The following is a 12,148-nucleotide window of genomic DNA, read 5'->3' as shown; positions in this document are numbered from 1 at the left end:
AGCGGTCGAAAGCCGGCCGCGAGCGGTCGCCGGGTCGCGCGCGGGTCGTCCGCTCACGCGATGGAGCGCCGCCGTCTCGGCGGCGGCTTGCCGGCTTCCAGCCGGCTGTCTCCCCCATGCGAGGCGGCCCCGCCGCCGAGCATTTGGGGGAGACCGCCACGCGCCCGCAGGCGGCCCGCCGCCGAGGACGCGTGGCGAGTGGGGGCAGCCCCTCCTCTCTTCCTTCTCCTCCTATCTCGTCAACGATTACGGGTCGTCGTCGGTCGAGCGGCGGAGGCCGAGGCGTTTGCGGAGGGCGCGGGCGGATTGGCGCGAGATTTCGACGGTGGCGCCGGTGCGGGTGTGGGCCAGGTAGCCGCCGGTGGGGCACGGCTCGAGCTGGACGACGTGCTCGAGGTTGAGGAGGGCCTTGCGGTGCACGCGTTCGAAGGGGAAGCGGGCGAGTTTGTCGGAGAGGGTCTGCAGGGAGAAGTCGGTAAAGTACTTTTGGCCGCCGACGTAAATGGTGACGAGCTCCCCCTCGAGCAGCGCGTGGCTCACATCGCGCGGGTCGACGAGGACGATGCCCTGTTGCGTGGGAATGGCCAATCGTGGAAGGGCATTCTGGCCCTGTTCACGTTGTTCGCGAAGTTCGGCGTGGAAGCGCTCGCGGGCCTCGCGCGAGCGTGCGCGTTGCAGGGCTTTTTCCAAGCGCTCGCCCTCGATGGGCTTGAGGAGGTAGTCGATGGCGCCCACGTCGAAGGCGGCCACGGCGTGCTCCGCGTATGCGGTGCAAAAGATGGTGTATGGGCCATCCTCCGGCAGAAGGGCCATGGCCTCCAGGCCGGTGAGACCGGGCATTTGAATATCGAGGAGCATGACGTCGATATCGCCTTCCGCGACGCGCTTGAGGACGGCGATGCCGTCGGCGCATTCACCGCGAAGTTCGATATCGGGGATGGCTTTGAGCAGGCGCGTGAGGCGCTTGCGCGCGATTTCCTCGTCGTCGGCAATGAGTACGCGAAGCGGTGTCATACGAGCACTCCGGCGTCGGGGCCCTTCGCGGGAAGTCGCAATTGGGCGCGCGTGCGGTCGCCCAGGGGGACCATGTCGAGTTTCACGGTGTTGCCGTAGGCGACGGCGAGCCTTCGCTCCACGATGGGGAGGCCCTCGCTGCCGGGACGCGCGCCGCGGTATGCGCCGGGGTTCTCCAGGGAGAAGAGCACCACCCCGGCGTCGAGGCGAACGCGCACGGCGATCTCACCGCGGTGGCCGGCCGCGGGGCCGTGTTTGACGGCGTTTTCGGCCAGCGGGAGAAGGACCATGGGCGGCACGTTGGTTTCGGCGGCCGCGTCGTCGACGTCCCATGTAAGCGAAAACGCGGCCGGGTCGCGGATCAAATGCAGCGAGAAAAGCGCCTTCATGAGCTCGAGCTCCTTCGACAATGGCCACGTGGGGGAGCGGACGCCTTGAAGGATGGTGCGCAGCATCGAGGACAATTGCAAAATAGCACGCTCGGCGGTCTCGCCGTCGTCGCGGCACCATTCGGCAATCGCGTTCAACGTGTTGAAGAGAAAATGCGGGTCGAAGTGCGCGCGCAAGGCGAGGAGCTGGGCGCTCTCCGCTTCACGTGCAAGCGCCGCCGCACGGGCGCGCTCGCGCGAGAGGCTGGCCTCGAGGCCGATGTCGCGCCCGAGGCCCCAGCCGCCCACGAGGAAGAGCGCCACCGAGACGAAGAGGCTCGGGGCCGTCGTCAAGAAGGTGAGGCGCATGGAAAGCAGCGCCGGGGCGGCCACGCCGAGGGTGACGACGACGCCGATGCCGAGGACCGCGTAGGCCAAGAGCCCCAGGATGCGCCGTCGTGGCGCCGCCTCGTCGGGCACGAGGACGCGCCACGAGAGCGGGGCGATGAGGATGAACGCGAGGCAGTCGACGACGGCCAGGGAGACGGCCAGCGGATCGTCGCTGAAGCGGCCTTGGGCAATGACGAGGGGGATGGCCACGAGAAGCACGGGCACGAGCCGCTTGGGCGCGAGAAGCGCGCGGGTCGTTTCCCGAACCGTGGACCGTACGGACATGGGACGGAGCTTACCTCGTGAGCCATGAAACCACGGCATCGTGGGTCTCCTCGGCGCGAATCAGCATGGAGAAGTGCCCGGCATCGAGCTCGACGTAGCGGCCCCCCACGCGCTGGGTGTACGCACGCACCATGGATGCGGGCATCATCGTGTCACGCCGGCCTTGCACGGCGAGGACGGGAATGCCCGGGTTGGCGGCGCTCGAGGAGGCTCCGGACAGGAGAATGAGGCCCTTGAAGGTTCCACGCATGCGCGGCGCCAGAACGGTCGCGCCGACGCCGCCGTTCGAGAGGCCCGCGAGGTAGAAGCTTTGGACGCCGCGCCGGCGCAGGTTGGCGACGGTGGCGCGTAGGGTCTTTTCGCCGGAGGCGGACCACCAGTCGCCGTTCACGCCCGTCGAAGGGCACACGGTGGCGAGTTTGGCATGCGCGGCGGCGCGCGAGAGTTCCCAACAGGGTAGGACGAAGCTGCCCGCAAAGCCGTGGAGAAAGATGACGACGCCGGCGGCGTGCTCGATGTCGCCGAACTCGATGGGGTCGCGCGGCGTGAGGTCGACGTCCTGGGCACGCAGGCGCGCGTACGCGAAGGACATGGCCGCGGGTAGCTTGGCGACGTCGGGGTCGCGGTAGTAGCCCGTGACGCGTATCGCGTGGGCCGCCGTCACGGCGACATGGCCTTCGTCGACGGTGCTGGCGATGCCGAGGGTCACGACGAGGACACCGAGCCATTTGCGCATGCTATAGAAGCTAGGTCGCGCCGGGCGGCAGGCGTGGAGGCGTCGCGCCGAGCGGTCGCAACGCGGGGGTCAGCGGTCGCGGGCGGGGGGGCGGCCTCGGCGACGGGCGGAGACCGCAAGGGCATCGAGCAGGGCGACCGTCGCGGGAGGATCGGGCGGTTGCCCGTAGGTGGCCGCGAGCACGTAGCGCTCGGCACCGGGGAGTGCGCGCGCCACCAGGCCCGCGTGGCGTGCGGAAAGAAGTGCGAGCTCGGGCAAGGTGGTGACGCCCAGGCCTGCGGCGACGAGCGCTTGCACGGCGATGTAGTCGTCCGTCGTAAACGCGATCTGCGGCGTGAATCCCGCGAGCGCGCACTGCGCGAGCAGGTGGCGGCGGCAGCGCTCGCAGCCTGCGATCCAGCGATCCTTGGCGTACGCGGCGAGGTCCGTTCCGCGACGGCGGCCCTTGGGCACGACGAGGTACACGGGCTCCGTGAGAAGGCGGGTCAGGCGGATGCCGTGCTCGCCCTCGTCGGTGGTGGCGGCGAGATCGTGCTGGAACACGACGGCCACGTCGACGTTGCCGGTGCGGAGCATTTGCAGAGCCTCCGGGGGCTCGGCTTCGAGAAAGGTGAGCTGGAGGCGCGGATGCTGCTCCGCGAGGATGGCGGCGGCGGCCGGAACGAAGGTGCCCAGCGCCGAAGGAAATGCGGCGAGGCGCACCCTGCCCTCGCGCAAGCCGACGTGCGCCGCGAGCTCCGCCTCCGCCGCGTCGAGGCGGCCGAGGATCTCGGTGGCCCGGTCGGCGAGGAGTCGGCCGGCATCGGTCAAGCGGATGCCGCGCCCTACCCTTTGCACGAGCTTGGCCCCCGTTTCTTCCTCGAGGCGGGCCAGGTGATGGCTGACCGAGGGCTGCGCATAGTGAAGCACCTCGGCCGCGGTGGTCACGGAACCGTGTTCGGCAACGGTGGCGAGCACACGCAGGCGCGTCAAATCCAGCATGACGCAAATATAGACCGCATCTATGAATTGTCGCCAACATTGGCATTGGACGTATGTGCCAAACCTTGCGACGGTGCCCCATGCGCATTCCGAATTTCACCGATGTGCTACGCGCGCGGCGGGTGATCGGCCAACATCTGACGCCGACCCCGATGTGGTCTTACCCCGTGCTCGACGCCTCCCTGCGGGCGAAGGTGTACGTGAAGCACGAGAATGTGCAGCCCACGGGGGCGTTCAAGATCCGTGGCGGTATCACGATCCTATCGTCGATGGATGCCGAGTACCGGAAGCACGGTGTGGTCGCGTACTCGACGGGCAACCATGCGCAATCCATCGCGTACGCGGCGCATTTGTTCGGGGCGCCGTGCGTGATTGCCATGCCGGAGCGCGCGAACGCCGAGAAGGTGCGGGCCGTGCGGGCGTGGGGTGCGGAGGTGCTGCTCGAAGGCGCCACCGTCGACGAGGCGGCGACCAATGCGGCGCGCGTCTCGGTCGAACGAGGGATGCGATTGATCCACGCGGACGAGGCCGATCTCGTGGCCGGGGTTGCCACGTGTTACGTGGAGATCTTCGAGTCGATGCCCGATCTGGACGCGGTCATCGTGCCGGTGGGCAGCGGTACCGGGGTCGCGGCGGCATGCCTGGTGGCGGCGTCGATGGCCCCGAAGTGCCGTGTGGTCGCGGTGCAATCGGAGGCTTCGCCCGCGGCGCACGAGTCGTGGCGCCTCGGGAAGTGCGTCACGCAGTCGAACCGCACCATCGCCGAGGGGCTCGCCACCGGGCGTGGGTATGCGCTTCCGCAGGAGATCATCCGCGGGAAGCTGGCCGACTTCATTCTGGTGAGCGATGCGTCGATCCGGTGCGCGCAGCGCCTCATGTTGACGCATGCGCATACGCTGTCGGAGAGCGCGGGCTCCGCAGCCGTGGCCGCGGTGCTCTCGTACCCGGAGGATTTCGCCGGTCAGCGCATCGCGGTCGTGTGCAGCGGCGGCAATGCGAGCGAGCGCGAGATGCCCGAGGTGCTCTGCGCAGACTTCAAGCGGGAGAGCTTCGAGCGCACGGTCCCCATCGCGGCGGCAAGCGCCTAGCGCGCTCCCCGGGCAAACGTCCGCGACGAGTACGCGGCGGGAGCACCACCCCCCGGGTCCCGAGCGGCAAGAGGACAAACGCGTGCGCAAACGAGCGCTCCGCGCGTTCGCACACATTCTGCTGCTGGCCTTTTCTTATTTGCCAGATGAAGAGGAGGCATAAGGTCCGGTGGTTGCGAGCAGTTTTGTACAAGGCAGCTTCCCCAACGAGGATTCCGCCACCGGTCGGCGCCCGCTGCGCTTCCCGTCACACGTCGCGTGTTGTTCCCGATAGCTGGACGCCCGTGGGCGTTGGTTCCCTGCCTTCTCGGGCACGCGGCGAGCTGTCGACTCCCATCTTTACCAAATGTCGACCCATCGTCTGCGGTCTCGACCGCGCGGTGTCCGGAGCACCACGCGGCGATTCCTGCCCTGATGCAATGCCAGATTGGGGCCACCGGCGCCCCCACCCATTCGAACGAGAAAACCGCGCATCGCGCACCACGCCTGCCCGTCCCGGCCACCATGTGCCTGTCCCGGGACAGTCGCATCGAACCAAGCAGGAGCGCCGCACGGCGCCCAGCTGCCTTGGACCCCCGGAAACCTAGCGCACGGCCACGCTCACGCTGAGAACCGGCTCGGGGTCCCTGGTCGACTGGCTCAGGCTCGCGCTCACGCGCACATGGCGCGACTTCGGGGACGAGGACGTCGCCGTCCAGGTCCTTGCCACGACACTCGATTTGGGGCCGTTGGGATCCGTGGCATCGATGCGCAAATGCGCGTGCCCGCAATTGTCCGCGGTGGGCCATACCACGTGAACGAAGTGCTCATCGCGGTACGCGTAGACGTGGCGCGACTCGCCCGCGGACGCGAGAAAACTCGCCACGGGCTTCAGCGCCATCGTCTCGCTGCGGAAGCTCCGGGCCGCCCGCGTGCGCCGATCGACGAAGACGTGCTCGATGCTCAACGATGCCGCGCCCTCTTGCTCCCGCAAGCGCTCCACCCGCACGGGCATGACCCGCTCCGGCGGAAGGATCGACATATGGGGCGACATATGTTCGAGCCCGACACGCGTCAGGCAGCCCGGAGCGGTACCGGGCAGCGCATCGGCGTGGATCTCGACGCCCTCCTCCGGGCGCTCGTGGGGCTCCACACGAAGACCTGGCACCGCTTCCGCCGAAGCGACACTCGTCGGCATCGTTCGAATGCCGTCCTCCACCGTCGGACCTCGATGAAGCTCCGAAAGCAACACCACGGCAGCCGCGATCAAAGGCTTCATCACAGGGTCCGAACGTAGGCTTCCAGCGCATCGAGATCGCCGGGAGCAAGGTGCGAAACTTTGCCCATTCTGCCGTCCGTCTCCACGAGTAGGGCACGAAGCGACGTATAGCGACCGTCGTGAAAATACGGCGCGCTGCCGCCGATGAACCGCAGCGACGGCGTATCGAATTCGCCCGTCACGTCGGAGGTGGCTCGGCTCGAAACGTCGTGCCGCAGCCCGTCGGGATCGCGGCCGTTCTTGCCGTGGCACGAGGCGCAGCCGGCCTCCGTCGAGTGGAAGATCTGCGAGCCGCGCTCCAGCCGCGCGGTATTCGCATCGCCCTCGCGCGGCGGTGGCGTCATTTGCGTCACATAGGCCACCAGAGCCTCGAGCTCGTGCTTCTCCAAACCACGCCCGCGAAGCCGCGAGAACGTGTGCCCGAGGTGCGCGCTCACATCGTCACCGCTTCCGACCCACGCGTAGGGCGCCGTTCCTTCGATGCGCCCCGCCAGCATCGGCGTCTGCCGCGGCCCATCGGGCGTCGCCCACGTGATCGTGTCGTCGCGACCATCGGGATGGCACGACGCACACGCCCGGCCATCGGACGCGATGCGCTCATCGCCCGCCGCGTGAAAGAGCCTTCGCCCCAACGCGAGATCCGCCATCTCGGCCCGGGCCGAACGCCGGCTCAATGCAAGGCGCATCACCGGCGCGGGCTCCGCGGCATCGCCCAGCGGCACGGCGTTCAAGGTTCGGTCGAATTGTGACCACACCAGGGCGCGATGCGACGCCGCGTCGATGGCCAGCCCCATCGGCCCCGAGGCCACCCGCCAACGACGCAGCTCCGTGCGATGCGGCTCGGTGGAGGCCGCGTCGTACTCGACGAGGGTATCGCTTCCAAGGCAGGTGACGAACAGCGATCCGCTCGCCGGATCCACCGCCGCCGCGCGCGGCAGAAGGCACTCGGTCTCGTGCGGGGAGACGCTGCGGTCCGAGCGCACCAGCAGCGACGCCTCGAAGGGACGATCGGATCCCTGGTCGATCACCGCGACGTCCGGCACCTCGGACGGACCGCCGCTCATCGAACCGTACCCGTCCGACGGCTCGCGCGTGTCGCCGTTCTCCACCAGCACCTGCGGCGCAAGCACACGCCCCGTCGGTGCGACGCTCTTGGCGAGGGCAAACCCCTGGCATGCAAGGCGCTCGACCTTCTCGGTCCCCTCGAAGGCCGCCTCCAACGTCTTGGCGCGGCGCTTGCGAATCCCATCGTGCACGCGCTTCGCCTTGAACCGCGGTCGTTCGTCGTGCCCTTTGAGGCCGATGCTCGTCACGGCATGCGGGTCGGCGCGAAGATCGACCACGCTCATCGCCGAGCCCACGGCGTGGGCGACGTACGCTTTGGCGCCATCGTCCGAGACGATGACACTTCGCGGTTCCCTCGGCAGCTCCACTTGGTATTTCCGGTGCAAATCACCGCCATCCAGCGCCGTCAGCGCATGGCCCCAGCCCGAGGTCACGACCACGGTGGCATCGTCGGGGCTCATCGCCAGCCCCACCGGTTCGGTCGCCGTATCGACCGCGCACCGCTCGACCATCGTCCCGCCCTCGGAGGGCTCGAACACGCGCACCTGCGCCTTGTCCCGCAAGGTCACCACGAGGCGACCATCGGCAAGCATCATCATTTGCCCCGGCGTGCCGCCCGCGTCGAACGTCGTTCGCTCGAGCATCGACCCCACGTCGATGACATGAATCGACCCATCGTCCTCGTCCGCCACGTACGCCAATCGGTTCGAGCCCGCCGTCGCGAGCACCACCTGCGCACCTTGGCGGCCCCGATCCTGCGCGGCTGCCGCGGCCACCGAGGGTGGCGGGTGCGCGCGCAAGCACGCATGCTGCGTCTTCGCGGGCGGGCGCGCCTCCGACAGGACCCCGCGGCCCGAACCACATCCGGAGGCCACGACCACACCGAGAACCCCGACCCCGCGCACCCATCCTCGCGCCATCGCCAACACCTCTCGCCTAGCCAACGCCGATTCTGGAAACCCGCTTCCGAGCTACGGCGCGAAATCCCAAAAGATCTACGGTGCGGTCATTTTTGGCGGCGGATACTCTCGGACCGATGGATGTCACGCGGAGAAAAGCCACCAAAGGTCGCCCCAAGGGCGGCGACGTCACCCGAGCCATCGAGAAATTTCGCGATGTGCTCCACGGCCGCGCCCTCAAACTGTCGACGGTGCGCGAGGCAATCGTTCGCGCCGCCCTCACCTACGACGGGCACTTCAACGTGGAAGACCTCTTGCGTGTGCTCAAGAACCAGGGCGTATCCCAAGCGCACCTGGCCACCGTCTACCGGGCCATTCCCCTCTTGATCGAGGCCGGCATCATCCAGCCGACCATGCTTTCGCGAAGCCATGGCAACTATTACGAGGCGGCCTTCGAGCGGGAGCACCACGATCACCTGGTCTGCAAGGTCTGCGGACGGGTGATCGAATTTCACTCCGAAGCGATGGAAGCACTTCAACGCGAGATTGCCGCACGGCACCATTTCGAAATCGAAGAGCACGTGCACGAGCTCCTCGGGCGCTGCAAAACGTGCCGAAAGTCGTAGTGCGCTACAAATCAGCGGTAACCTTGACGAAATAGGCACGACCGGGCCGCTGTACGCCGAAAAAGTCGAACACCTTGGCATCGGTGAGGTTCTGCACCTCGAAGCTCGTCGATAGGGTCGTAAGGTCGGTGTGCAGCCAATAGGTCACGCCCACAGCATGGGTGACCTGTGCATCGATGGCATCTTTGGTATCCAAGGCGCCGAAGCTTTCCCAATTTCGATAAAAGCGATGCACGTACCGGCCTACGTAGAATGCTTCGAGCCAGTCGTCTGCGCGAAGCACGTGGGGAAAGCGCAGGCGCGCGCCCCAGCTGCCGAAGAGCCACGGCTTGCTCGGGACGCGATCGCCATCGAAGGCACCGAAAAGACCTTCGCTGGAGGCGTTGCGCACGTCCTGATAGGTCACCGTTCCATCGAGGGTGAGCCAGCGAAAGGGCGCCGTCCACGCAAACGAACCTTCGACGCCGATGGCCCGCGTCTTGTAGACATTTTGATACGAATAGAAGCGCTCCGTTCCGAAAAGGACGATGAGCTTGTCGCTCTCACGCAAGAACGCATTGACGTCGACGGCGATATCACCGGCACGCGAGCGCCGAAGCTCGATGCGCGGACCGAGGTTGGCATTGTGGCTCACCTCCGGCTCGAGTTGGAGATTCGGCGTGATGAGCACGCCGTTGCCGAACACCTCGTCGGGGCGGGGCAACCGGGTGGCGTATTCGTACGACGCTTTCGCGTAGAGCCAATCGTTCACGCGGTAGCGGAGGGTATCGCCGGCACCGAAGGTCAGCGAATCTTTCTCGAGGGACTTCCCGGCCCCATTGAGTTCGATGTCTTCGCCGTCGACGTGGTAAACGTAGTTTTTCACGAAGGCGATATTTTGAAATCTTGACTCCGCACCAAATTCGTATTCCGCCCCGGAGACGAGGGTCATCGACGTATTTCGCGCCGACAGCGGATCGCGCACCGTCATGTCGCGAAGGCGGCCTTCGCCGGTACGCGTGGCGTAGGTGGGCGTGGTGGTCAAACGAATCGTGTGCTCGGGCGCCACCGTCCATGCGAGCGTCGCGCGGGCGAAGCCGGTATGTTGCCACTCGGTTTGATCGCGGGGTTTGGCGTCGATCTCGCCACGGCCGAAGTCACGGAGCTCTCGACTGCGCTGTCCCAGCCAATTGTACTGCCAATGGCTTTTGTCGACGAAATCGATGCTGCGGTACGCGTAGCTGCCCACGAGCTCGAGCTCGACGTTCTCACGGAGCGGCTGCTCGTAGCGCACCGTGACGCCACTCACGCGCTCACCGTAGGTCGGCTCGCCGTACACCCTGGACATGATGGCGTCGTTTTGGAGATCCTTGTCGTAGCCGGTGGTAAACCCTCGAAGCAGCAGGCGCTTGGCCCACGGGCGATCGACGACGCCAGCCTCGACGGAAACACCGTAGGCGAGGTACCCGTCGTGAAAGCGGCGCACGGTCATGGGGATTTGCGCACCGGATGTCTGTGGGACGAGCACGTCGACGTCGTAGTTGTTCTTCGCCACGTCGAAAAAGCCATTCGCGCGCGCGACGATTCCGCTCGGCTCGTGGCGGTAACGACCCCCGAGTGTGAAGCGTTGCGTGCCGAAGGAACCGAATTGGTAGGAGACGTTCGCTCCGGTGTCGTATCGACGATCGCCCGCGAGGTTGACCGCGCCCCCGAGCGCGTCAGCACCGAAGCGCACCGGAACGACACCGCGGTAAATCTCGATGCGATCGATCAGGTTCACGGGAACGTTGGCAATGCCGAATGGATAACCGGCGACGTCGAGTGGAACGCCGTCGAGGAAGAAGCGAATCTGGTCGTCGGAGAATCCATTCAGGGAGAAGCGCGCATCCGATCCCAATCCGCCCATACGGCGCAGGGCCACGCCCTGAATGCGCGCGAGCACCTCCCCCATATCCGCCGATTGTCGTTTTGCGCGGTCGGTATTGACCACGGTAACGGCCTCGGCGGAGCGTTGAAGGCGCTGGGATTCCGAGGCACGTCCGCGCACTTTGACTTCCGCGGGGGCAGCTTCTTGCGCATGTGCGCGGACGGCGACCGTGCAGGTGCCGAGGATGCAAACGACGAAAGCGAGTTTCATTCGACGACGGGGTGACGCCTTGACAACCGGGCGGCAGAAATTGAAGATGCGAATCATTCGCACCCACACCGACCGGCTGTCAAGCCGCGCGAGAGAAACATCATGACGAAGACGACCATCGCCCTTGGCGCCACCGCCATTGCCGCACTCGCAGCCTGCAGCAGCTCGGATGACAATTCGGGTGGGAACGGTTCGGACACAGGTCCGGCCTACGTGGTGAGCAGCTTGGTGTTCACCCCCGAGGGCGGGAGGACGGCGTACGTGAGCGTGCTCGATTCCTTGCAACCACAAGAGATCGACTACAAAAAAGCGCGCGAATATTCGGGCGCGGCCGATACGTGGGTGTACGGGGGAATGGTCTACGTGTCGGACAACGAGAAGCAAACGGTGACGAAGTTCGCCGTGCGCGGGGGCGCCCTCGTGGAACAAGGGCGCATTTCCTTCGGTGCCTATGGCTTCTCGGACGTAGGTCTATGGAGCAACGACTTCGTCAGCCCGACGAAGGCGTACATGATGAACTTCAAGGCGCGCGAATACGTCGTATGGAACCCCACGACGATGACCGTCACCACGACGGTACGCCTGCCCGAGCTCGAACAGCGCCCCGGATTCATCATCGATTTGGGCCTCGCCGATCGCTCGACGGAAATTCGTGGCGGGCGATTGTATCAACCGATTTACTGGACCGACGAGTCCTATCACAACTTCACGCAGGACTCGCGCATTGCGGTCATCGACGTGGAGAACGACACCTTCGTCAAATACATCGAGGCCGGCTGCCCGGACCTGGATCATGGCACCCAGGACGACGCGGGAAATCTGTATTTCAGCAATTGGCAAAGTGCCGCCGTGGTGCACCTCGTGAAAAAGTCGCCCGCGAGCTGCGTGGTCAAAATCCCCGCCGGAAAGGACGAAGCCGAAGCCGCCTTTACCTTTGCCAGCATCGCCGACGGGCACGAAGGCTCGGCCCTTCGTTACGTGGGCAACGGCCGTATGATCTTCTCGGCCTTCGACGAAACGCGGGTCACCTACGATGAAACCACCGACCCCGAGCCCCTCATCGGCTCCGCCAACTGGCGCATTTGGTCCTACGACATGGCCACGGGCAAGGCTGCGCCGCTCGAAGGCATCGATTGGAACAGCGGTTCCTTCTACGCATTCGAAATTGACGGGCGAATGCACCTCCTGAGCCCGTCCGCCGAGTGGACCGGCTCCACGGTGTACGACTTGGGCGACCCGAGCAAGCCGGTCGAGCTGTTCAAAACGCGGGGCTGGTCACTTCGGTTGTTCAAAGTTCGCTGATCGGATTTTCGCAACGTCGC

10 protein-coding genes are annotated in these 12,148 nt (G+C 66.1%); 3 read left to right on the top strand and 7 right to left on the bottom strand.

Annotated features, from left to right (window positions below; genetic code table 11):
• Nucleotides 1-246 precede the first annotated feature (246 nt).
• From LVJ94_06780 to LVJ94_06765, 4 genes are all read right to left on the bottom strand, one after another.
• A complete protein-coding gene (locus LVJ94_06780; protein WXB06940.1) occupies nt 247-1,014 on the bottom strand; it encodes a response regulator in 768 nt (255 codons plus the stop codon).
• Complete coding sequence (locus LVJ94_06775; protein ID WXB06939.1) at nt 1,011-2,057, bottom strand: histidine kinase; 1,047 nt, start codon at nt 2,055-2,057, stop codon at nt 1,011-1,013. Before LVJ94_06775 ends, LVJ94_06780 begins: the two co-directional genes overlap by 4 nt.
• A gap of 10 nt (nt 2,058-2,067) precedes the next feature.
• Complete coding sequence (locus LVJ94_06770; GenBank protein WXB06938.1) at nt 2,068-2,793, bottom strand: hypothetical protein; 726 nt, start codon at nt 2,791-2,793, stop codon at nt 2,068-2,070.
• 69 nt (nt 2,794-2,862) lie between these two features.
• The gene (locus tag LVJ94_06765; GenBank protein WXB06937.1) at nt 2,863-3,774 is read right to left on the bottom strand and encodes a LysR family transcriptional regulator; all 912 of its coding nucleotides are present in this window, start codon (nt 3,772-3,774) and stop codon (nt 2,863-2,865) included.
• An 80-nt stretch (nt 3,775-3,854) separates the two neighbouring features.
• Here LVJ94_06765 and LVJ94_06760 point away from each other — a divergent pair, with 80 nt between their 5' ends.
• Nucleotides 3,855-4,862, top strand: coding sequence for a threonine/serine dehydratase (locus tag LVJ94_06760; GenBank protein WXB06936.1), 1,008 nt, complete (start codon nt 3,855-3,857; stop codon nt 4,860-4,862).
• Between the two features lie 583 nt (nt 4,863-5,445).
• Here LVJ94_06760 and LVJ94_06755 read toward each other — a convergent pair.
• A complete protein-coding gene (locus LVJ94_06755; GenBank protein WXB06935.1) occupies nt 5,446-6,120 on the bottom strand; it encodes a hypothetical protein in 675 nt (224 codons plus the stop codon).
• Entirely contained in the window at nt 6,120-8,105 is a 1,986-nt protein-coding gene (locus tag LVJ94_06750) for a hypothetical protein (protein WXB06934.1), read from the bottom strand. The genes LVJ94_06755 and LVJ94_06750 overlap by 1 nt, the downstream gene beginning before the upstream one ends.
• A gap of 116 nt (nt 8,106-8,221) precedes the next feature.
• On the opposite strand from LVJ94_06750, the gene LVJ94_06745 reads away from it, so the two are divergent.
• The gene (locus LVJ94_06745) at nt 8,222-8,710 is read left to right on the top strand and encodes a transcriptional repressor (protein ID WXB06933.1); all 489 of its coding nucleotides are present in this window, start codon (nt 8,222-8,224) and stop codon (nt 8,708-8,710) included.
• A gap of 4 nt (nt 8,711-8,714) precedes the next feature.
• Here LVJ94_06745 and mxcH read toward each other — a convergent pair whose 3' ends face one another.
• Nucleotides 8,715-10,883, bottom strand: a complete 2,169-nt coding sequence (mxcH, locus tag LVJ94_06740) for a TonB-dependent siderophore myxochelin receptor MxcH (GenBank protein WXB06932.1) — start codon at nt 10,881-10,883, stop codon at nt 8,715-8,717.
• Between the two features lie 45 nt (nt 10,884-10,928).
• Here mxcH and LVJ94_06735 point away from each other — a divergent pair, with 45 nt between their 5' ends.
• The gene (locus tag LVJ94_06735) at nt 10,929-12,128 is read left to right on the top strand and encodes a hypothetical protein (GenBank protein ID WXB06931.1); all 1,200 of its coding nucleotides are present in this window, start codon (nt 10,929-10,931) and stop codon (nt 12,126-12,128) included.
• Nucleotides 12,129-12,148 lie beyond the last annotated feature (20 nt).

The sequence above is a fragment of the Sorangiineae bacterium MSr11367 genome (assembly GCA_037157805.1).
Lineage (GTDB): Bacteria > Myxococcota_A > Polyangia > Polyangiales > Polyangiaceae > Pendulispora > Pendulispora rubella.
The sequence above is the reverse complement of the archived record's forward strand: the minus strand, read 5'-3'. Positions and strand labels throughout refer to the sequence as shown.

Bases quoted from the DNA above. Each gene is read 5' to 3' on its own strand.
- LVJ94_06735 (WXB06931.1), top strand. From the start codon at position 10,929: ATGACGAAGACGACCATCGCCCTTGGCGCCACCGCCATTGCCGCACTC.
- LVJ94_06745 (WXB06933.1), top strand. From the start codon at position 8,222: ATGGATGTCACGCGGAGAAAAGCCACCAAAGGTCGCCCCAAGGGCGGC.
- LVJ94_06755 (WXB06935.1), bottom strand. From the start codon at position 6,120: ATGAAGCCTTTGATCGCGGCTGCCGTGGTGTTGCTTTCGGAGCTTCAT.
- LVJ94_06760 (WXB06936.1), top strand. From the start codon at position 3,855: ATGCGCATTCCGAATTTCACCGATGTGCTACGCGCGCGGCGGGTGATC.
- LVJ94_06765 (WXB06937.1), bottom strand. From the start codon at position 3,774: ATGCTGGATTTGACGCGCCTGCGTGTGCTCGCCACCGTTGCCGAACAC.
- LVJ94_06780 (WXB06940.1), bottom strand. From the start codon at position 1,014: ATGACACCGCTTCGCGTACTCATTGCCGACGACGAGGAAATCGCGCGC.
- mxcH (WXB06932.1), bottom strand. From the start codon at position 10,883: ATGATTCGCATCTTCAATTTCTGCCGCCCGGTTGTCAAGGCGTCACCC.
- LVJ94_06770 (WXB06938.1), bottom strand. From the start codon at position 2,793: ATGCGCAAATGGCTCGGTGTCCTCGTCGTGACCCTCGGCATCGCCAGC.
- LVJ94_06750 (WXB06934.1), bottom strand. From the start codon at position 8,105: ATGGCGCGAGGATGGGTGCGCGGGGTCGGGGTTCTCGGTGTGGTCGTG.
- LVJ94_06775 (WXB06939.1), bottom strand. From the start codon at position 2,057: ATGTCCGTACGGTCCACGGTTCGGGAAACGACCCGCGCGCTTCTCGCG.